Genomic DNA, 18,439 nt, shown 5'->3' on the forward strand with positions numbered 1-18,439 from the left:
TCAGTGCATCCCGGCTTTCGCCCGCGCCGGAACACGGCGGCGGTTGAGGGGCATGGCCGCTGCCGCAGTGAGGAATTCGGGCAGCGTCTTGAACGTAAGCTTGAGGTGAAAGTAGATGACTCCGGCACGATCGTTCTCGCGTGCGTTGATGTAGTCCGCTTCCAGCGACGGGCACAGATCGCGCAGATCCACGGCGGTGACATTGCCCTCATGCTCGATCACGCGCACCAGGGGGTCGTTGTTGATCTGCCGCAGCCAGAGGAGCGAACCACAGGCAAAGTACAGCTCCAGCTTCGGCAGCTTGAGCACGGGGTAACGCACCTCGGGGCGTTCGGTTTCAGGATTGGGCGAAAGCATGGGCTTCCTTCCTTTTGAAGGTGGTTGGACAGGGGTGGGGAAATCAGTCGTCGTCTCGATCGCCAGCAGCTGCGCGCTTGCGGTCGACGCCGTGCGAGACGGATACGGGTGCTGGCCAGCGCCGTTCGCGTGCCAGCGCGGGCGTGGTGAGCGCGGTTGCAGGCCAGGCCGCGCGGGCGTTCGCTTTGGCGTCCGAGCGCAGCAACTGGCGTGCGTACATCTGGACCATCTGCGCGCGCAGGGGGTCGCGCATGGAGGCCTCATAGGTCTCCGGCCAGCATGGAGGGCGCAGCAGGCGCCAAGCGCGCCGCAGCAACTCGTCATCGACCTCAGGCAGGGCGGCGGGCGCTGGGCTGTTCATGGCCTTGCTCCGGGATGGGCTCGCGCTTCCAGATCGGAGGCGGAAATTGGCGGAAGGGGATGGGCTCCAGGGCCGTGCCGCGGAGCACAAGGCCGCGCATGCGCATGATCCGAACGGCGCAGTCGTGACCTTCGCTGGGCGTACCGGGGTTCATGACGCGCTCCCGGTGGCTTTGGCGATGGCGGCGCGCATCGCGGCCATGTCCTTCAGAGTTGCCGCATCAGCGCAGGACGTCGGCGTGAAAAACCCGCGCGCGGCCAGAACTCGCGCAGCGGCCAGTAGTTCAGGCGCGGCGGCCATTGCTCGGCCAGTGGCAGCGAAAACCTTGGCCTCGTCGATGCCTTCGAGCCGAGCGATCACGGTAGATCCGGGAGCGCCAGGGCTGTCCGCCACATGACCGCTTTTGGGCAGGCGAATCTGAGCGCCGTTGAAGAAGAGACCGAGGAGCGGTCCCGATGTGTGCTGCGCGCTCACAGGGCACCGCCTCTCGCAACGTGCGTCGCCGGCCTGCAGACCACGTCGCCGTCGTGCGTCCGCAGCAGCAGGGCGCCTGCGCCGAACTGGTGGCGGCAGATCCGCAGCCAGTACGCGTCATCGTCGGCCTGCTGCTGTGCGTCGCGCTCTGCCTGCGCGATGTCGTCGGCGCTGGCCTGGGCCGCGCGCGGGTCGTCGAGGATGGCGCCGAGGGCGAGGAGCGCCAGGAAGAGCAGCGGCCCGAGGAGCCAGCGTGCACACGTCTGCACAAGGGTGCGGCGCTTCATTCCGGCACCGCCACGAGAGTGCCGAACTCGTCGGTGACGTGTATGCCAAGGCAGGCCTCCCATTGGCGGCCTTCACCGTCGACGCGGGTGACGTACACCCGGAAATGGGACGGGTGCCAGGTGCGCTCAAGCTCACTACCACGCCATTTCTCAGGAAGCTCAAGCCGTTGGTAGTAGCGGACCGCCGCGCCATGCGCGTCCCGGAACACCAGGGTTTCGCCGTAGTCCGAGAAATGCGCCGAACCGGATTCAATGGGCTGCAGCACCAGGATGCCGTCCTTGGCGCTGAGCGCTTCCAGAGTGGCTGCCTCGGCCTCGGCTTGGATCGTCGCGATCAGTTTCGCAACGGTGGCAGACACCTGCGGGACGAGTGCGCGTTTGGCGCGGCGGGATTTGGTGCTGGCCGCACCTGGTCGAAGGCTTTTGCTCACGGCGAGACCTCCATGCGCTGCACGGAGAAGGCCGAGTCGTCGTAGCGCGAGTGGCCCGCAGCGCGATCAATCTGGCGACGCAGGTGGTCGGCCTCGATCGGCACCAGAGCCAGCTCGGCCGGCTCGGTGTCTGCGAAATCGGTGATGCCGAACTGCGTCAGCAGCGCGAAGCCGCTCTCGCGCTCATCCAGTTCGACGACAGTGACCGCTTGGGTCTGGAGGGCCTGGCTGGCCTCCTGATTCGAGATCCGCTGAGATGGCATGACTTGCTCCACATGGCGTCGATGGACGCGCTGGAGAAAGTCTAGCCCAAAGCTAGCCTATCACGAGCCAATGGCTAGAGTCATGGCTAGATTTCCGATGAACGGTAGTTGCACGCGGACGAAAAAAAGCCCGCTTGCTGCGGGCGGTTCGGGTGGTTTGAGCCTCAGTCCCCGGTCATTACGAGATTCGCTGTTTCTATCCCCTTGACTTGAACTCGATGCATCAAGTTGCCTCCCTGATTGATTCCTCCCACTTGCCAGTTGACAGTCGTCGTGAGATAGAAGGTGCCGTCGGCGACCCGATCGAATAAGAAATTGCCCTGGGAATCGCATTTCGTCGTTTTGACTGCTGACTTATATTCGCTCGAGTCGGGCACAAACACGGGGTCAAAGCGTCGGTTGATTCCTGCACTACCGCCACCGGGGTAAAGCGCAGCGAATCGCTGTTTGGCGTGTTCGGTTCCTGGAACCAAATACACAATCGAACCTGCGCAAGTTACAACGCCGCCGCCACGTTGACGCAGGAACGCATTGCCCTTAATGGTGTTCAAACCATCTTGAAGCATCGAAGCTGCCTGAGCTGTGTCGAAGGGCGCACTTAGTGTGACAGTAGGACGTTGCTGCATTTGTGCAGCGCAACCAACTAGGAAAGCCGCCGAAGTTGCAGCAGCGAACAATCGCACCATTTTTATCTCCTACATGAGTAACCACAAACGTCTGGCAGCACTTCGACTGTAGATTGTGGGCGACGACTGGTGCACCAGTATGTGATGTTTTTGGGACAGACGCCTGTTATTGGCTTGATAGCAGGGATTTCATCAACTGCGCGGGGCCGAACAATTGCATAAAGTCGTAGGGGTCTGCTCAGGTACCAGTTTTCAGCGTCAAGTCGGCCTGTGGATCGTCTCCCCCCAATAAGCGCTGGAGCTTGGATAACATGAGTTCTGCCTGCTCTGGCGAAATAGCCAAGTCATGGAGAATTGCTGCGGCAGCTTTCCTGTCGGTGCTGTCCAAACTCACGAGCACACTTGCCAGCTTTGTAACCGCGCTCTGCAAACTTCCGTGTTGAAAGGACTGGCGAGGAGCATCGTCGCTCGCGTCAGGGGAGTCGTCGACTGCGACTGAGCGCTTCAGCGCAAAAGTAAAAGCGTTCGCCGCTCGCTCCGCGAGGTCGGCAAAGTCGCTGTCGCCATGGTAGGCCCTTGCGAGGTCCTTGATCGTGAACCAGCTGGGGCTGCGTGGACGGGATTTTGGCTGGCCGTTGTACATCTGGTACACGATGTCGTACTTCAAGCCCAGTTGATGGGCCACAGCGTGGTAAGCGTCTGATCGCTTCTTAGAGATACCACGCTCAACCTCACGATCCACGAAGGCCATGAACAGTTGTTTGGGGTCCTGATCAACGCTCATCGCACGATTCAAGCAGAACCCTGCACAGTGATTCTAGCCGTGGGCTTGACTAAGGCTAGCCCGAGGCTAGAATGCGTGCCATGGCTCTCCCATCCTATCCAGCCGAAAAGCGCCGGGAAATCGCGCAGCGCGTTGGCATCGACGAACAGTACCTCTACCAGATCACCCGTGGTCTCAAAACTGCCAGTCCTGCATTGGCGAAGCAGATCAACACCGTCGATCCCGATGCATTTTTGTGGGACCTGCGCCGGGACGACTGGCATCTGATCTGGCCGGAGTTGATGGGAACGAAAGGAGCACCCTCCCTGAAGGTCGAGCAGGGGGCGTAAATGAGTTCCAGTTTGCGGTTGCCGGTCTTTCGTCCCTTCTTCCGGCAGTCTTTCCGCCAGGTCGCCGCTCACAGCGGTGGCCGCGCGTATGGTGGTTCTTCCTCCCTGACCACATCCAGGCGCGCGGCCGGCGGGTTTTTCTTCAATGGCTGTCGAGGTCGTGTTCTGCATGGCCTCCAGTCTCTTTTTTTGCCTGTTCGCGGTCATTACGAACGACCACGAATTTTTCGCAACGCTTCGTAAAGGGGTGATTTCATGGAATGTTTGAACGATGCCCTGGTCGGGTGCGTGAAGGCGCTCGGCGGAAGTAAGCAGGTTGGCCCCATGCTCTGGCCGGAAAAGATGGCCGACGCAGCGCAGCGCGCGCTGCTGGATTGCCTCAACCCCGAACGCCCGAACCGCCTCACGCCTGAGCAGGTGGCGCTGCTGCTGCGGCGCTGCCGCCAGATCGGATACCACGATGCCGTCTCCTGGCTGATGGCTGATCTTGGCTACGCCGAACCCGTGCCACTCGCGCCTAAGGAGGAGCAGGCCGAACTGCAGCGCCAGTTCATCCAGGCCACGAATCAGATGGCCTCGATGATGGAGCGCATGCAGCAGCTGCAGGCCGAGATCGATATGCCGCGCATGAGGGCTGTCGTTTGACCGGGTCACACGTCTGATGGACAACTACCGTGAGGTGCTCCATCAGATGGAGCTGTTCGGCATCGCCCTACGTTCGAAAGACCGAAGTCGCTTTCCTGTCCTCAATCGGCGAACAACCTGCGGAGAAGGGGGCAAGGCTTGGTACAAGCTGTACGAGTTCCGCCCTGATGCCGGCGGGGTCTACCTGGTTGGCACGTTCGGCAGTTGGCGCAGCGGCAAGTCCGAAAAGGTCGAGGTCGATTGGGCGCCGCTGTCAGAGGCTGAGCGCGCGCGCAGGAAAGCGGAGCACGAGGCAGCGCGGAGGGCCGAGGCCGCTGCGCGCGCCGAAGAGGCCCGTCTGGCCGCCCTTTCCGCGGCCGAACTCTGGGCCACGGGATCTCGCACCGGCAGCTCGGCCTATCTCAAGTCCAAGCAGGTGGAAGGCGAGGCATGCCGGTATCTCCCCGACGGATCGATCCTGATTCCATTGTTGCGGTACGACTTGCCGCGCGAGGACGCGTTGCGTGCAGTACAGCGTATCCACCCCGGGCCGCGCAAGCATCGCCGGACGGGCGAGCCGCTGCCGCAGAAGGTCTTCACCTCCGGCTTCGCAAAAACCGGCTGCAGCGTGCGATTGGGCGAAATCTCTCCGGAGAGCCCTCTCCTGTTGGTGTGCGAAGGCTATGCCACTGGCTTGTCCATTCGCATGGCGACGGAGAAGAAGTGGCCCGTGTTCGTGGCGCTCGATGCCTACAACTTGCCTGCGGTAGTGGAGCTGCTGCGCGGCCTCTACCCCGAGCCGTTCATTCTGATTTGCGCCGATGACGACTGGAAGTCGACCGACCATGCGGGCCCGAATCCCGGCTGCAGGCGTGCGCGCCTGGCGGCGAAGCACACGGATTCATGCGAGATCCTCTGGCCGGTGTTCGACGCGCGAACGCGGCAGCTCAAGGACACCGACTTCAATGACCTGCACCAGCGCGAAGGCCTCTCCGTCGTTGCTCGCCAACTGCAGCGTGTCACGGCGCTCATCGTGGAGGCCTTGAGTGACTGAACCGGATGACCCACACCTGCCACCGGTAGAGCCTGACGACGACTCGGCGGGCGATGAGCTGGGAGCGCCAGAAGCCTCCTTCCTGGCCTCTGGCGCGGACGCGCCATCGAACAATGTTTTGCCGCTCAGTGCGGGCAGGAAGAGGCGCTCCAGTGCGTCAGATGGCGCGAATTCGGCCTCTCCACCCCCTTCCCCTGATAGCGCTAGCGCGTCTTCGAAGGGGAAAGGGGGGGAGGCCGCGGGCGATGGGGGCAAGCCGAAAAAGAAGATCGATTGGGGAAAGTACACGCGCCTCATCGAGAACTTCACGCTGATCTATCCGACTGACACGGCCTGGGATGGTGAGAAGCGCAAGAGCGTGAAGCTGTCCAACATGGCTCACATGTTCGGAGCGGACTACGTGCGCATGTGGAAGGCCTCGCCAGACCGCAAGAGCGTCGACGAAGAGCAGCTCGTGTTCGATCCGACCGAGCAGTGCGGAGAGGATGCGATCAATCTGTGGAATGGCCTGGCGATCGAGCCGGTGGCTTGTGAAGCGAAAGACGTGGAGCCCATGCTCGCGCTCCTCGATCACCTTTGCAGCCGTTGCGACGGCGCAGTGACCAGCGTCGATGAGGTGAAGAACTGGGTGTTGTGCTGGTTGGCGCTTCCCCTGCAGAAGCAAGGAGCCAAGATGGCCACTGCGCTGGTGTTCCACGGACCTCAGGGCACCGGCAAGAACCTCTTCTTCGATGTGGTTCGCGACATGTACGGGCGCTATGGCGTGATGGTCGGCCAGACCGAGATCGAGGAAAAGTACAACGCGTGGATATCGGCAAAGCAGATCGTGGTCTGCAATGAGGTGGTCAGCCGCCAGGAGCTGTTTCACAACAAGAACCGCCTGAAGTGGATGATCGACGCGGAGCGAATCCCGATCCGCTCGATGCACACCGACACCCGCTGGGAAGCCAACTGGGCGAACCTGGTGTTTCTCTCGAACGAGAAAATCCCGATTGCGCTGGAGCGGGATGACCGGCGCCATCTCGTCGTCTACACCCCGATTCCCGAAGACGGGAAGCTGTACGACACGGTGAGGGCCTTCCTCGCCGCGGGTGGCGCGGCCAAGTGGATGCACTACCTGCTGAACTATCCGCTGGATGGCTTCCACGAGCACACGAAGCCGCTCATGACGCAGGCCAAGCAGGACCTCATCGAGCTGAGCATGGAACCGGGCGAGCGCTTCATGCTCGACTGGATGGGCGGGTACCTGCACCTGCCCAGGACCGTGTGCTCGGCCGAGCAGCTGTACCGCGCCTTCCGCCGTTGGGGAGAGAACACCGGCGAGCGCTGGGCCCCGAACCAGGCGCAATTCACCTCGACGGTCAGGAAATGGGCCGACGAAAGAGTTGAGAAGGACTCGGAAGGCCGAAAGCTCGAACCCGTGCTCACCTACAAGGTGATCAACCTGGTGGATGCCACGAGCGTCAGGAAGTCCGTGCGGTGCTGGATACCGCGCGACTGCGGCCCGCGCAACGGTGTCTCCGAAGGCGAGTGGGCTGGCAGTGCTGTTGACACCTTCGACGTCGCCTTGAGCCGCTTTCTCCGTACCAGGGAGGGTGGATCAGGAACCGACGATGGAACTTCCTCCCCCGCCCCCACTTCGGGCAAGAGAGCCGGGGGAGAGAAATGAGCCTGTTACGCATTCAGCGTAACGCCGATGCGCCGCAAACCCGCGTCGTTACGTGCGTTACGCGTGTTACGCCACCTCCCTGTACATGTGCGCGCATACCCATGTGCGTGCAGGCGCGTGCGCATGTGCGCGACGCACACCCCCCGTAACGAGCGTAACGCACGTAACGACGCGGGCTCCAGGCGCAACACGGTCGCGCGCACGCGTAACACCACTCTGGGTTCTCTCTCAAAAGAAGGAAGAGTTATGAAGGATGAGCAGTCGATCGAACAGAGGGCGCCAAACGCGGCGCGGCGCCAAGACATGCCCGCGGTGGCCGAGTTTGTCGACCTCTGCAGGGAGGCCTACGGCAGCGACATGGTGGATGCGCAAATGGCCAAGGCTCAACAGGCGAGGCGTGAGCATGCCGCCGTGTTGCAGGCGCAGGGTGCGGATGCGGCGGCACGGTGGCATCTGGTGCACGGCCATCGCTGCACGTTCTTTGCGGAAGAGGGCGGACGGTCCATTGGGCTGCGGTCTCCGTGGGGGCGGGACGAACCATGAAGCTGGACTTCAAGACCAACTTCCCCGAAGTGCAGCGGTCCTTGCGGCAGCTGCGTTCCGACATTGGCGGTCGGGCCTTGGTCTCAGCCATGAACAAGACCATGGCCCAGGCACAGACTCAGATGGGCCGGGAGATCACCTCGGAGTACCGCGTTACCTCGGCCTATGTCCGGGAGCGGCTGCGCCTCAAGCGCGCCGCTTTCAGGGCAGGCCAATTCAGCTTCACTGCCGAGTTGATTGGTGGCAATGGGAAGAAGCGCAGCGCGAACATGATTGCGTTCCTCGAACGCTCGGTGAGCCTTGCCCAGGCGCGCAAGCGTGGCAAGGAAGGCACGCTCAATCAGCTCCGCTTCCAGGTCCGCAAGACCGGTGGAAAGAAGATCATCACCGGCGCATTCATCGGGAACAAGGGACGCACCGTCTTCATCCGCACGGGCAAGGATCGCTTGCCCATCAAGGCTGTGAGCACGATCGATGTAGCCCAGATGTTCAACCAGAAGCGGATCAACCGTGCGGTGGTCGGCGCGATCCGCGCCCGCTTCCCCGCCATCTTCGCGAGCGAAGCCCGGTTCTACGTCTCGAAGTTCAACGCGCGCTGACCATGCACCCCACCCTCCCGACCCCCCACCCCCCGTTCGGGTCCTTCCGTGCGCCCGTCTCATACGGGGCGAAACGATCGCGAAACCGCGCTAGCGATTCGGCTCAGGAAAAGTTGACGCACAGGTTGACAGATGGCGAAAAGTGACCCGAATCTGTTGACGCAGGCCGAATACGCGCGGTCCCGGAAGAGTCGGGGCCTGCCTGGTGCCACGCGTGAGTCGGTGCGCAAGGCGGTGGAAGAGCAGCGCATCAGCGCGTTCGGCCCCGACAAGCTGATCGACCTGCATCTCGCGGACAGCCAGTGGGCGCGCAACACCCGCGCCAGGGTCGGTGCGACCGATGGCGGTGGACACGTATCCGAAACCGGTGCCGATCTGCTGGCGGCAGCCGCTGACGGCGTCCAGGCGCCGGCCATGCAGACGGTAGCTGCTACGGCACCTGACGGCTACACCGCCGCACGTGTGCGCACCGAGAATGCCAACGCTGCCCTTGCCGAACTGGAGCTGGCGCGCAAGCGCGCCGAGGTACGCGACGTTGCCGATATCAATCGAGGTGGTTTCGACATTGCACGCGAACTGCGTGACTCCATGGACTCGTCCGTCAACACGCTGGCCGCTGAGCTGGCAGTGCTGGAAAACGCCGACGCCTGTGCCAAGGTGTTGCGCCAGCACAACCGCACCATCCAACAGATGCTGGCTCAGCGCCTCCGCGAAAAGCTTGGCGTGAAGGTTGAGGTCGCTTGAACGACTTGCACGACGGCTACTACCTGATGCTCGATGCGTTCGCGCGTGGCATCGAGCCGGACTCGAACAAGTCGGTTGACGTTTGGGCCGACGACAACATGATCGTGCCGAAAGAGACTGGTGCCAGCGAGCCCGGCCCGTACAAGACTTCGCGCACGCCGCACGCTCGCATGCCGATGCGCTGCCTCAGCGCAGATCATCCCTGCAAACGCGTAGTGGCCATGGTTGCATCGCAGATGTTCAAGAGTCAGGTGGGCCTGAACTTTATGGGCGAGACGGTGCACCAGCGCCCGCGCAACTTTATCTGGGTAGTGCCTACCGGCAAGCTGCACAAGCGTGCCGCCGCCCGCATCGACAAGGTGGTCGCTGCCACCGCGCCACTACGAGATCGCTTCGCAAAGCCAGCTTCTCGGGTTTCGACCAACAACAACGACATCAAGTCTTACCCGGGCGGTGCGCTGTACATCGCAACTGCTGGCGCCGCTGCCAACCTCTCGGAGCTCACCGCCACCTACGGTGTGTACGACGAGATCGACAGGTCCAAAGACAACGTGGGCGGCGAAGGTTCACCCGACGAACTGCTGGAAACACGGATGACCAGCCACGAGCGCGAAGCAAAGCTCTACTACCCCAGTTCGCCCACCATCGAGGGTGAAAGTCCGATTCAAACGCTGCACGATCGCGGCACCCAGCGCGTGGCCTTGGCAGAGTGCATTCACTGCGGCCACGCACAGCCTTTGGACTTCTTCGACAAGGACGGCGAACCGCGCCTCATCGCTAGCGACGATGGCAAGGAAGCCTTCTATCCATGCTGTGAATGCGGCGGCCTGCACGGCGAGGGGGACAAGACCCGCATGTTCGCGCGCGGTCTGTGGAGCGATGGCGTCCCGGGCGACGGTGAGACCGAGAGCTTCCAGGCCTCGGCCATGTTCCTCCCCTACGGCTGGCTCCCTTGGATTGCGCTGCTTAAGCAGTACCACAAGGCCAAGGCCAAGCTGGAGGAGGGCGACGACACCAGCATGATCGTCTTCTACAACACGCGCCTAGCCAAGTGCTGGGCGCGGAGCAAAGAGTCGACGCGCTATGAGGGGCTGATGGCTCGCGCCGAACCCTACCGCCTGACCACCGTCCCGGCCGGCGGGCTCGTTCTCACCGCTGCGATCGACGTGCAGGCCTACCGCCTGGAGTTCCAGGTCATCGCTTGGGGCGAGGGCATGGAAGGCTGGGTGGTGGACTACCAGGTCATCCACGGCGACCCGGCAAGCAAGGCTACATGGGACAAGGCCGACGAACTGCTCAAGGGCCGGTACCGCCACGCCTGTGGCTGCCGCCTCAACATAAGTGCCGCCTTTGTCGACTCCGGTGGCCACCACACGCAAGAGGTCTACAACTTCACCCAGGCGCGTCGCCACCGGAACGTCTTCGCCATCAAAGGCGACGCAAACAAAAAGAACCGGCCGATCATCGGCAACAAGCCCAGCATCGTGGGTGTGGACAAGAGGGGTAAGACTGAGCGCCGCGGCCCGCAACTGTGGATCATCGGAACCGACACCGCCAAGGACTACCTGCAGGCGCGCTGGAAGTTCGTGCAAGGACCTGGTGCATTGCACTTCAGCCAAGACCTGCCCGAGAGCTGGTTCAAGGGTCTGGTGGCAGAGTACCGCACGAGCGGTTTTAAGCGTGGCCGCAAGGTCAGTTGGTGGGAACAGAAGAAGGGCGAGCCAAACGAACCGCTCGATCTGACCGTCTACAGCGTGGCCGCCGCAATGATGCTGGGCCTGCATAAGAAGAGCGAACACGCCTGGCAGTTGCTACGAGAACGCCTGGTGCCGACCATCGGCGACCTCTTTGAACAACATGACCAGCCTTTCCGGCAGCCAACTGAGCCGGAAGACGTGCCGGTGGTTGAGCCTTTGGGTGATCGCGCAGCGACGGTAGCGGCCAGTGCTGCACCACCACCAACCGAACAGGCATCCGCCCCCTCCATCGTGGGCGGCAAGATTTCGCTCAGGGGGTTGAGGAGAGGTGGCGCGTGACAACCAGCCGGCACCTTGACCCTGAACCGGACCTGCTGCTGGTGGTCATTCAGCGGCTGCGCGCGCTCGTACCTTCTATCACGGACGAACAGGCCCAGCAGGTCGAGGCAACCGCGCGCGCCGAGTTGGGTGGGCTGCGAGTGCGGATACCGAAGCGCCGGAAACACCTCACGAACGACCAGCGGGCCGAGATCGCACGCGAGGCCGTCAATGCTGTCACAAGTGACGACGAGCTGTCGGCGCGCCATGGCATCCACAGAGCCACGCTGTACCGGTATGTAAAGCGCGGCACGGGTGGGTGAAGTCGCAATTTGGCCTAGTTTTGCCACCGCCTGCTGCCTAGACTCCCGCGGACTTAGGAGCACGAAATCATGTCCGGAATCACCCTCGCACAGGCCCAGGAGCAGTTGAACGCCTACCTAGCGGCCGAGACTGCTGCGCTCAACAAGAAGTCCTACACCATCGCAGGACGGACGCTGACGTACCAAGATCTCTCAACGATCCAGCAGGGTATCGAGACCTGGAGCAGGCGAGTTGCGGAACTGAGCGCGCGAGCCAGCGGTCGTGGGCGAAGCCGGACCATCGTGGTGGGGTTCTGACATGGCAAATCGCATGAATGCCTCCATGGCTGCACTCGGTGGCCAGAACTTGTTAGACAAGGCCATTGCATATGTCTCGCCCAAACGTGCGGCAGAACGCATGCTGGCTCGCACGACGCTCGCCATGGGCGGTGGCTACAGCGGCGCAGGCATCAACAAAGCGCAGCTTTCGAGGTGGCTTACCTCCCCGGGGTCGCCCAATACGGACATCAATCCAGACCTCAAGGTGCTGCGCGCACGGAGCAGCGACCAGATGCGCAATTCACCGATCGCGGTTGGTGCCATCGGGCAGACTGTTAACGGGGTTGTCGGAACTGGATTGATGTTCAGCGCGCAGGTTGACGGGCGATTTCTCGGCCTGAGCGAACAAGAGGCCGAGGCATGGAATGAAGACCATGACCGTCGTTTTCACGCGTGGTGCGACTCAATCGACTGCGCTCTTGAACGCAACCTCAACTTCTACGGTCTGCAGGAGTTGAGTTTTCGCTCGGAGCTTGAACGAGGCGACATCTTCTGGTTGACGCCGATGGTGCCGCGCGCAGGTCGCGCTGCATCTCTTGCGCTGCAGTTGATTGAGGCGGACCGCGTGTGCAACCCGGACGGAAAACCGAACACCGACAACCTGGTGGAAGGCGTCGAGTTGCATCCCACCACGAGAGAGCCCGTTGCGGTGCACGTCGCCAGGCTGCACCCCGGCGATGCTCTCGGCAAAAAGAATGACTGGACGCGGGTGCCCGTGAGGGGCGAAAAGAGTGGGCGTCGGAATGTGCTCCAGAGTTTCCAGCCGCTCCGCCCTGGACAGGTACGCGGTGTCCCGTGGATTGCCCCAATCCTTGAACCTCTAAAGCAATTGGGGCGCTGGACCGAAGCCGAGCTAAACGCGGCCGTCACCAGCAGCATCTTCAGCGTCTTCCTCAAGATGGACCCGGAAGCGTTCCAGGACATTTTTGAAGACGACGCAAAGGGCGCAATCGTCGAGCAGGCCGGCAAGTGGTCCGGCGAGATGGAGAGCGGCAAGGCGATCAACCTCCTCCCTGGTGAAGAGCCCGTGTCGGTGGCACCGACCCGCCCCAATCCCGCATTCGATCCGTTCTGGATGGCCATGGTGCGACAGATTGGCATGGCGTTGGAGATCCCGGTTGAGGTCCTTATCCTCCATTTCCAGAGCAGCTACACCGCCGCCCGCGGAGCGATGTTGATGGCGGCGAAATTCTGGCGGCGTCGCCGGGACCGGATGATCACCAACACGTGTTCTCCGGTCCACGAGCTGTGGCTTGCCGAAGAGGTGACGGCCGGTCGCATCAGGGCCCCCGGGTTCTTCAGCGATGACATCACACGTGCTGCGTGGTGCGCAGGCGTGTGGACCGGTGACGGGCCTGGCTCGCTGGATCCCCAAAAGGAAGTCACTGCAGCTCAGGCACGGGTGGACATGGAGATCAGCACGCTCGATTCCGAGAGTGTGGCTTATGACGGCGTGCCGTGGAAGGTCAAGCACCGGCAGCGCGCAAAAGAAGTGGCCGCACAGAAGCGCGATGGCACTTACGTGCAAAAGGCGGGCGCTCCGGCTCCTGCGAGTGCGCCCGACGATGACCGGGATGCAACGCAGCGTCAATCAGAAGAAGACAACGCCGGCCCTGCGCATCGTTGAGGACTTGTCGCAATTTGGCCTATTTTTTATGGGCCTATATTTTCAGAATCGGCGTCACTGAAACGATCCAGTGATGAACCGATGAAGCATCCCCAAATCGCAGCGCGCATCTTCAACACGCCGCTGCTCATTCACCCGCAGAAGTTGGACGCGATCATCGCGGGTCTGGGTGATCGGCTGTTGGGTGCCGGCGTAGACCTCCCCGTTGAGCTTGCGCAAGTAGCGTCGCTTCCGGCCGAAATGTTCAGCACCCGCCGTGGTCAACGTGGCGACAACGGCTACATCGTCACTGATGGGGTTGCCGTCATCCACGCCAGCGGCGCGCTGGTGCACCGTAGCCGCTACCTCATGGCCGAGTCCAGCTACTTGCTGGGCTACAACGAGCTTGCCATGCAGCTCGAAGCAGCGATGGAAGACCCCGAGGTGCACGCGATCCTGCAGGTGTTCGACTCTCCAGGTGGCGAGGTGGCGGGAGCTTTCGAATACGGCGACCGCATTCACTCTCAGCGAGGCCGCAAACCCATGTGGGCGATCGCCGACACCCTCGCGGCTTCGGCCGCCTACCTCGGCGGTTCGGCCTTCGACTCGCTCGCCGTCTCTGCCACCGGCTACGCAGGTTCCATCGGTGTGGTGATGCGGCACGTCGACTTCTCACGTGCACTCGCCAACGACGGCATTCGTGTCACGCACATCTTTGCCGGCGACCACAAGGTTGACGGCAACCCATACGAGCCGCTGCCCAAGGATGTTCAGGCCAACCTGCAGGAAGAGGTCGACGGCATCTACACGATGTTTGTCGACGCGGTGGTCCGAAACCGGGGGTTGAAGGCGCAAGCCGTGCGGAACACCCAGGCCTCGGCCTACCGGGGTGAGGCCGCGGTAAGCCTGGGCCTCGCTGATCGCGTGTCCACCACAGATCAACTTCTTTCCGAGCTGGCCGCCAAGCGTGTCCGTTCATTCCCCGCCGGGCCGACCGCCCGCTCATCCGCCAACCAAGGAGCACCCATGTCTGGCACCCCCACTGAAGGCGGTCAACCGTCCGCCACACCTCCCGCACCAACTGCGGCCATCACCCAAGCCGACATCACGGCTGCCCGCGCTGAAGGCGCTGCAGCAGAGCGGCAGCGCATCGCCGATGTGCGCGCCCAGACGTTGCCCGGCCATGAAGCACTGGTCGAACAGCTCGCATTCGATGGAAAGACCACCGGCCCCGAAGCCGCCAGCGTGGTTCTCAAGGCCGAACGCGAGCGGATCGAATCTGCGGGCAAGGCCTTGCGCAGCGAGGCCCCCGCACCGCTGGCGCTGGTGCCCGGTTCCTCGGTTCAGAAGCCCGCCAGTGCGGCAATGACAAGCAAAGAGTTGGACGCTCAAGCCAAGAAGTACCAGGCCGACCATCCCGGTACCGACTATCTCGCCGCGGTCAAAGCAGTTCAAGCCGCCCAGGCCTGAGCAACCCCTCTCCCTCAACACACCCTTAGGAGCAGCACACCATGGCCGCACTCTTCAAGTCCGCACACACCATCGGCGTTCTCGCCGCCGCCACCATCACCCGCGCGCGGGCCATCACCGCGACCGGCGCTGTCGCCACCGCCGCGGGAAACGCCGTTGGCGTGGCGGAACTCGATGCAGCCTCTGGCACGCGTGTACCGGTCACCGCGCTCGGCACGGGCATCGCCACCGCTGGTGCAGCCGTGGCTGCCGGAGCAGCACTCGAAGTCGGTACGGCCGGCAAGTTGATCACCCGGACCGCGGGCGTCACCGTTGCGCGCGCGTTGACTGCCGCTGCCGCCGATGGCGACGAGATTGAAGTGCTGCTCATTCCGAACTGATTCGAAGCCCAACCCCTTCACCCAACTGGAGAAATCTTCATGTCTGCAATGAACGCCGCACAGGCCCGCGTCATCGATCCCGTCCTCACCACGGTGGCCCAGGGCTACCAGAACAGCGAAATGGTGGCCGGCTTTCTGTTCCCCACCGTCCCCGTGAATCTGCGCGGCGGCAACATCATCACGTTCGGCAAAGAGAGCTTCATGCTCTACCAAAGCCAGCGCGCACCGGGCGAGAACACCAAGCGCGTTCGCTTCGGCTATGCGGGTGCACCCTACGCGCTGGTGGACTACAGCCTCGAAGGCATGGTGCCGGTCGAGATCGAACAGGAAGCCCAGAACAGCCCAGGCATCGATCTGGGCGCACGCGCCATCAACGAGGTACAGGCGATCATGTCCTTGCGCCACGAGAAGGCCTCGGCCGACATCGCACGGAACGCCGCCAGCTACGCGGCGTCGAACAAGGTCACGCTTGCTGGCACCGACCAGTGGAGCGACTACGGCGCAACCAGTGACCCCATCGATGACATCGAAGCCGCCAAAAGCGCTGTGCGTGCTGCCACTGGCAAACGACCCAACACCGTGGTGCTGGGCTCGGTGGTGATGGACAAGCTGAAGAACCACCCCAAGATTGTCGACCGCATCAAGTACACCGGCCGTGACGTTGCCACTGCTGAACTTCTGGCAAGCCTCTTCGGAGTCGAGCGTGTTGTTGAAGGCGCAGCCATCTACTCGAACGATGCCGGCACTGCTTTCACCGATGTCTGGGGCAAGGACGTGGTGGTGGCATACACCAACCTGGCGAGCGCCCAGAGCGGTGGCCTTCCCAGCTATGGCTACACCTACCAGCTCAGTGGCTATCCGCAGGTCGAAGACCCCTACTTTGACCGCAATGCCAAAAGCTGGCTGTACCCGGTCACCCGCAGCGAAGCGCCGGTGCTCGCTGCCGCTTCCGCCGGGTTCCTGATCACCAACGCCGTGGCCTGAGTGGTCACCCCTCCTGCCCGCTGACGAAAGGCGAACATGAAACTCGTTGCACTCCAGCCGATACGGTATGACGGCAAGCGCTATGCCGTTGGCGACCTGATGGAAATCGCGGACAAGGCGAAACAACAGGCCCTTGCCCTGATCACGTGCGGCTCTGCTGAGCCGGCGGAGAAGGCGAAGGCGCGTACGGCGGCCGATGCCAAGCGGCACGCGCAAGCGCTCTCCGACGCGCAGAACGCAATTGCGGCAGCGGAAGAAGCGTTCGCCAAGGCATCTGATGAAGAGAGGCCCGCTGCTCAAGCGGCTCTCGACGCAGCCAATGCCGCGTTCGCCGACCTGGAAGCCTGACCCATGCCGTTCGTTGAGGATTTCGCGCTCTTCTTCCAGTCCACCGAGTTCGCGTCAGACGCGACCTTGGCCGGGGAGGCAGTGCGCGGGATCTTCGACAACGGTTATCAAGCCTTCGAGGTCGCAAGCGGTGTGTACGCCACTGGCCCCGTCTTCCTGTTGCCCTCCAGCGAGGTCCCGGTGGACGTCGTCGGACAGACGCTCCTGATCGGCGTGGAAGCCTGGCAGGTGGTGGAGACGGAGCCGGATGGCACCGGAACGACGTTGCTGCGCTTGCGCAAAGGGTAGCCGTCGTGGCCCATGCCCAGCAACAGATCCTCGAAGCGGTGCGCAGCATCCTGGCTACCGGCGGAACCGCCGCGGGCTCGAACGTTTACCTCGATCGCGTGGACGCTGTCCCGCCCAACCTGCTGCCGGCCATCCTTGTGGACGAATCGGCGGAGGGCGAAACGGTGACCTTGAACACGTTCTCGAGCATCGAAGAGCGCGCGCTGGGCGTATCCATCAACTGCGTGGCCGCTCACGGGACCGAGGCAGTCGCGCGCTCGCGAGATCTCGGCCTGCAGGTGGAAAAACTGCTTGCGGCCAGCGCAACGCTGCGCTCCCTCTGCAAACTCGGCGTGCAGATCACAGGTAGTCGGCCGGTGGTCAGCGAGGACAAAGACCGGCTCATTGCATCGCGCGCGCAGGACTGGCGCATGACCTACATGGTGGCCGCCGAGGCCCCCGACCAAATTCTTTGACACCCACAGGAGCATCGCATGGACATCAACGTCTGGAGCAAAGTGAAAGTGGCCGTGCAGACCCTGCTGGCCGCACCCAAGACCATCACCGACATCAGCAAGGCCAACCCGGCCGTGGCTGACAGCACCGCCCACGGCTACAGCAATGGGGACTACCTGCTGCTGAAGATCGTGGGCATGTCCCAGCTGAACTACCGCGTGGTGCGTGTCTCCGCATCGACTACGGATGAGTTCACCCTGGAGGGTATCGACAGCACGCTGTTCGACGACTTCGTGAGTGGCACGGCGGAGGAGATCACCTTCGGCTCTCAGGCCAGCACGTTGCAGAACTTCACGCCAAGCGGTGGCGAAGCCGCGCAGATCCTGATCCCGACCATTCACACCGACCAGGACTTCCAGATCCCCGGTAACCGTTCGCCCATCGTCGTGGCTTCGACATCGCTCTGGGTGCCCAATGATGCCGCACTGCTCGCCGCCAAGGGTTTCGACGACCGCAAGATGCCTGGCTGCGTTCTGCTGACGTTCGCCACCGGCGTCAAGCTGGCTTTTTCGGCCTACATGAGCTGCAACCTCTCACCGCAGGGTGAAGCGGGCGCTGCCGTGACCACGCCGCTCAGCATGAATCTTCGTGCCCCGATGTCCTTCTGGATGAACTGAACCCATGGCACTGCTCAACCGCGATCAAGTCAAGTCTCCGGTCCTGCGCAAGCAGACCGTCACCGTCCCTGCGCTGGGCGCCGATGTCGTCGTGCGCGGCCTCCTGCTCTCCGAAATGTTTGAAAAAAAGCATGTCAATGAAGAGGCAAAAAAGCCTCGCGACGGCGAGACCGAGGGGCGCGCCCGCGCGCGCGCCGGCGGGCACGTGGTTTCCTACACGTTGGCGCGCACCGTCACGCTCGCCGACGGCAAGCCACTCTACAGCGAAGCCGAGTGGGACGTGTTTGGTGCGGAAAACCCCAGTGACGTGCTGGAACTCTTCAAGGTCGCCGAGTCGCTCAACGGACGCAACAAGCAGGAAATCGCAAAAAACTAGCGCACCAGCCGGACAGGCGCTTCGCCTTCGTTCTTGCCCTTCGGCTGGGCTGCACTGTGGAAGAACTGGGCGAG

General features: G+C 62.7%; 27 protein-coding genes. 19 read left to right on the top strand and 8 right to left on the bottom strand.

Annotated elements, in window-relative coordinates:
- The 8 genes from ACODTB_RS17275 to ACODTB_RS17310 all read right to left on the bottom strand — a co-directional run bounded on the left by ACODTB_RS17275 (nucleotide 1) and on the right by ACODTB_RS17310 (nucleotide 3,583).
- Nucleotides 1–357, bottom strand: coding sequence for a hypothetical protein (locus ACODTB_RS17275; RefSeq protein WP_488929540.1), 357 nt, complete (start codon nucleotides 355–357; stop codon nucleotides 1–3).
- Nucleotides 358–400: 43 nt separating this feature from the next.
- Entirely contained in the window at nucleotides 401–718 is a 318-nt protein-coding gene (locus tag ACODTB_RS17280; RefSeq protein ID WP_488929541.1) for a hypothetical protein, read from the bottom strand.
- A gap of 150 nt (nucleotides 719–868) precedes the next feature.
- A complete protein-coding gene (locus ACODTB_RS17285; RefSeq protein WP_488929542.1) occupies nucleotides 869–1,192 on the bottom strand; it encodes a hypothetical protein in 324 nt (107 codons plus the stop codon).
- On the bottom strand, nucleotides 1,189–1,479 hold the full coding sequence (locus tag ACODTB_RS17290; protein ID WP_488929543.1) for a hypothetical protein: 291 nt from the start codon (nucleotides 1,477–1,479) through the stop codon (nucleotides 1,189–1,191). The genes ACODTB_RS17285 and ACODTB_RS17290 overlap by 4 nt, the downstream gene beginning before the upstream one ends.
- Nucleotides 1,476–1,910, bottom strand: a complete 435-nt coding sequence (locus ACODTB_RS17295) for a hypothetical protein (RefSeq protein ID WP_488929544.1) — start codon at nucleotides 1,908–1,910, stop codon at nucleotides 1,476–1,478. Before ACODTB_RS17295 ends, ACODTB_RS17290 begins: the two co-directional genes overlap by 4 nt.
- Nucleotides 1,907–2,173 (bottom strand): hypothetical protein, encoded by a 267-nt coding sequence (locus tag ACODTB_RS17300; RefSeq protein WP_488929545.1) that lies wholly within the window; start codon nucleotides 2,171–2,173, stop codon nucleotides 1,907–1,909. Before ACODTB_RS17300 ends, ACODTB_RS17295 begins: the two co-directional genes overlap by 4 nt.
- Before the next feature lie 164 nt (nucleotides 2,174–2,337).
- The gene (locus ACODTB_RS17305; protein WP_488929546.1) at nucleotides 2,338–2,859 is read right to left on the bottom strand and encodes a hypothetical protein; all 522 of its coding nucleotides are present in this window, start codon (nucleotides 2,857–2,859) and stop codon (nucleotides 2,338–2,340) included.
- Between the two features lie 178 nt (nucleotides 2,860–3,037).
- On the bottom strand, nucleotides 3,038–3,583 hold the full coding sequence (locus ACODTB_RS17310) for a hypothetical protein (protein ID WP_488929547.1): 546 nt from the start codon (nucleotides 3,581–3,583) through the stop codon (nucleotides 3,038–3,040).
- A gap of 80 nt (nucleotides 3,584–3,663) precedes the next feature.
- On the opposite strand from ACODTB_RS17310, the gene ACODTB_RS17315 reads away from it, so the two are divergent.
- The 19 genes from ACODTB_RS17315 (at nucleotide 3,664) to ACODTB_RS17405 (ending at nucleotide 18,365) form a co-directional block, all read left to right on the top strand.
- Nucleotides 3,664–3,912, top strand: coding sequence for a hypothetical protein (locus ACODTB_RS17315; RefSeq protein WP_488929548.1), 249 nt, complete (start codon nucleotides 3,664–3,666; stop codon nucleotides 3,910–3,912).
- Between the two features lie 264 nt (nucleotides 3,913–4,176).
- The gene (locus tag ACODTB_RS17320; protein WP_488929549.1) at nucleotides 4,177–4,557 is read left to right on the top strand and encodes a hypothetical protein; all 381 of its coding nucleotides are present in this window, start codon (nucleotides 4,177–4,179) and stop codon (nucleotides 4,555–4,557) included.
- 16 nt (nucleotides 4,558–4,573) lie between these two features.
- Nucleotides 4,574–5,590, top strand: a complete 1,017-nt coding sequence (locus ACODTB_RS17325; RefSeq protein WP_488929550.1) for a toprim domain-containing protein — start codon at nucleotides 4,574–4,576, stop codon at nucleotides 5,588–5,590.
- On the top strand, nucleotides 5,583–7,259 hold the full coding sequence (locus ACODTB_RS17330) for a DUF5906 domain-containing protein (RefSeq protein ID WP_488929551.1): 1,677 nt from the start codon (nucleotides 5,583–5,585) through the stop codon (nucleotides 7,257–7,259). The genes ACODTB_RS17325 and ACODTB_RS17330 overlap by 8 nt, the downstream gene beginning before the upstream one ends.
- Before the next feature lie 246 nt (nucleotides 7,260–7,505).
- Nucleotides 7,506–7,802: a hypothetical protein gene (locus ACODTB_RS17335; RefSeq protein ID WP_488929552.1), complete on the top strand. Its 297-nt coding sequence runs from the start codon at nucleotides 7,506–7,508 to the stop codon at nucleotides 7,800–7,802.
- Nucleotides 7,799–8,401: a phage tail protein gene (locus tag ACODTB_RS17340; protein WP_488929553.1), complete on the top strand. Its 603-nt coding sequence runs from the start codon at nucleotides 7,799–7,801 to the stop codon at nucleotides 8,399–8,401. The genes ACODTB_RS17335 and ACODTB_RS17340 overlap by 4 nt, the downstream gene beginning before the upstream one ends.
- A gap of 132 nt (nucleotides 8,402–8,533) precedes the next feature.
- Entirely contained in the window at nucleotides 8,534–9,145 is a 612-nt protein-coding gene (locus ACODTB_RS17345; RefSeq protein WP_488929554.1) for a hypothetical protein, read from the top strand.
- Complete coding sequence (locus ACODTB_RS17350) at nucleotides 9,142–11,181, top strand: phage terminase large subunit family protein (RefSeq protein ID WP_488929555.1); 2,040 nt, start codon at nucleotides 9,142–9,144, stop codon at nucleotides 11,179–11,181. Before ACODTB_RS17345 ends, ACODTB_RS17350 begins: the two co-directional genes overlap by 4 nt.
- Nucleotides 11,178–11,483, top strand: a complete 306-nt coding sequence (locus ACODTB_RS17355) for a hypothetical protein (RefSeq protein ID WP_488929556.1) — start codon at nucleotides 11,178–11,180, stop codon at nucleotides 11,481–11,483. Before ACODTB_RS17350 ends, ACODTB_RS17355 begins: the two co-directional genes overlap by 4 nt.
- Before the next feature lie 69 nt (nucleotides 11,484–11,552).
- Nucleotides 11,553–11,780 carry a DUF6148 family protein gene (locus ACODTB_RS17360; protein WP_382155409.1) on the top strand — a complete coding sequence of 76 codons (228 nt, stop codon included), beginning with the start codon at nucleotides 11,553–11,555 and terminating at the stop codon, nucleotides 11,778–11,780.
- 13 nt (nucleotides 11,781–11,793) lie between these two features.
- The gene (locus ACODTB_RS17365; RefSeq protein ID WP_488929557.1) at nucleotides 11,794–13,428 is read left to right on the top strand and encodes a phage portal protein; all 1,635 of its coding nucleotides are present in this window, start codon (nucleotides 11,794–11,796) and stop codon (nucleotides 13,426–13,428) included.
- Nucleotides 13,429–13,509: 81 nt separating this feature from the next.
- Nucleotides 13,510–14,877: a S49 family peptidase gene (locus tag ACODTB_RS17370; protein WP_488929558.1), complete on the top strand. Its 1,368-nt coding sequence runs from the start codon at nucleotides 13,510–13,512 to the stop codon at nucleotides 14,875–14,877.
- A gap of 41 nt (nucleotides 14,878–14,918) precedes the next feature.
- Complete coding sequence (locus ACODTB_RS17375; protein ID WP_488929559.1) at nucleotides 14,919–15,257, top strand: capsid cement protein; 339 nt, start codon at nucleotides 14,919–14,921, stop codon at nucleotides 15,255–15,257.
- Nucleotides 15,258–15,296: 39 nt separating this feature from the next.
- Complete coding sequence (locus ACODTB_RS17380) at nucleotides 15,297–16,241, top strand: major capsid protein (RefSeq protein WP_488929560.1); 945 nt, start codon at nucleotides 15,297–15,299, stop codon at nucleotides 16,239–16,241.
- A gap of 36 nt (nucleotides 16,242–16,277) precedes the next feature.
- A complete protein-coding gene (locus tag ACODTB_RS17385) occupies nucleotides 16,278–16,589 on the top strand; it encodes a DUF7210 family protein (RefSeq protein WP_488929561.1) in 312 nt (103 codons plus the stop codon).
- A 3-nt stretch (nucleotides 16,590–16,592) separates the two neighbouring features.
- Complete coding sequence (locus tag ACODTB_RS17390) at nucleotides 16,593–16,877, top strand: head-tail joining protein (RefSeq protein ID WP_488929562.1); 285 nt, start codon at nucleotides 16,593–16,595, stop codon at nucleotides 16,875–16,877.
- Between the two features lie 5 nt (nucleotides 16,878–16,882).
- On the top strand, nucleotides 16,883–17,332 hold the full coding sequence (locus tag ACODTB_RS17395; RefSeq protein WP_488929563.1) for a hypothetical protein: 450 nt from the start codon (nucleotides 16,883–16,885) through the stop codon (nucleotides 17,330–17,332).
- A gap of 18 nt (nucleotides 17,333–17,350) precedes the next feature.
- Nucleotides 17,351–17,989, top strand: coding sequence for a phage tail tube protein (locus tag ACODTB_RS17400; RefSeq protein WP_488929564.1), 639 nt, complete (start codon nucleotides 17,351–17,353; stop codon nucleotides 17,987–17,989).
- 4 nt (nucleotides 17,990–17,993) lie between these two features.
- A complete protein-coding gene (locus ACODTB_RS17405; protein WP_488929565.1) occupies nucleotides 17,994–18,365 on the top strand; it encodes a hypothetical protein in 372 nt (123 codons plus the stop codon).
- The last annotated feature ends 74 nt before the right edge of the window (nucleotides 18,366–18,439 follow it).

Source organism: Hydrogenophaga sp. FG152, from assembly GCF_057809615.1.

Bases quoted from the DNA above. Each gene is read 5' to 3' on its own strand.
- ACODTB_RS17335 (WP_488929552.1), top strand. From the start codon at position 7,506: ATGAAGGATGAGCAGTCGATCGAACAGAGGGCGCCAAACGCGGCGCGG.
- ACODTB_RS17280 (WP_488929541.1), bottom strand. From the start codon at position 718: ATGAACAGCCCAGCGCCCGCCGCCCTGCCTGAGGTCGATGACGAGTTG.
- ACODTB_RS17275 (WP_488929540.1), bottom strand. From the start codon at position 357: ATGCTTTCGCCCAATCCTGAAACCGAACGCCCCGAGGTGCGTTACCCC.
- ACODTB_RS17290 (WP_488929543.1), bottom strand. From the start codon at position 1,479: ATGAAGCGCCGCACCCTTGTGCAGACGTGTGCACGCTGGCTCCTCGGG.
- ACODTB_RS17360 (WP_382155409.1), top strand. From the start codon at position 11,553: ATGTCCGGAATCACCCTCGCACAGGCCCAGGAGCAGTTGAACGCCTAC.
- ACODTB_RS17325 (WP_488929550.1), top strand. From the start codon at position 4,574: ATGGACAACTACCGTGAGGTGCTCCATCAGATGGAGCTGTTCGGCATC.
- ACODTB_RS17380 (WP_488929560.1), top strand. From the start codon at position 15,297: ATGTCTGCAATGAACGCCGCACAGGCCCGCGTCATCGATCCCGTCCTC.
- ACODTB_RS17310 (WP_488929547.1), bottom strand. From the start codon at position 3,583: ATGAGCGTTGATCAGGACCCCAAACAACTGTTCATGGCCTTCGTGGAT.
- ACODTB_RS17305 (WP_488929546.1), bottom strand. From the start codon at position 2,859: ATGGTGCGATTGTTCGCTGCTGCAACTTCGGCGGCTTTCCTAGTTGGT.
- ACODTB_RS17390 (WP_488929562.1), top strand. From the start codon at position 16,593: ATGCCGTTCGTTGAGGATTTCGCGCTCTTCTTCCAGTCCACCGAGTTC.
- ACODTB_RS17385 (WP_488929561.1), top strand. From the start codon at position 16,278: ATGAAACTCGTTGCACTCCAGCCGATACGGTATGACGGCAAGCGCTAT.
- ACODTB_RS17400 (WP_488929564.1), top strand. From the start codon at position 17,351: ATGGACATCAACGTCTGGAGCAAAGTGAAAGTGGCCGTGCAGACCCTG.
- ACODTB_RS17340 (WP_488929553.1), top strand. From the start codon at position 7,799: ATGAAGCTGGACTTCAAGACCAACTTCCCCGAAGTGCAGCGGTCCTTG.
- ACODTB_RS17405 (WP_488929565.1), top strand. From the start codon at position 17,994: ATGGCACTGCTCAACCGCGATCAAGTCAAGTCTCCGGTCCTGCGCAAG.
- ACODTB_RS17300 (WP_488929545.1), bottom strand. From the start codon at position 2,173: ATGCCATCTCAGCGGATCTCGAATCAGGAGGCCAGCCAGGCCCTCCAG.
- ACODTB_RS17345 (WP_488929554.1), top strand. From the start codon at position 8,534: ATGGCGAAAAGTGACCCGAATCTGTTGACGCAGGCCGAATACGCGCGG.
- ACODTB_RS17370 (WP_488929558.1), top strand. From the start codon at position 13,510: ATGAAGCATCCCCAAATCGCAGCGCGCATCTTCAACACGCCGCTGCTC.
- ACODTB_RS17365 (WP_488929557.1), top strand. From the start codon at position 11,794: ATGAATGCCTCCATGGCTGCACTCGGTGGCCAGAACTTGTTAGACAAG.
- ACODTB_RS17315 (WP_488929548.1), top strand. From the start codon at position 3,664: ATGGCTCTCCCATCCTATCCAGCCGAAAAGCGCCGGGAAATCGCGCAG.
- ACODTB_RS17375 (WP_488929559.1), top strand. From the start codon at position 14,919: ATGGCCGCACTCTTCAAGTCCGCACACACCATCGGCGTTCTCGCCGCC.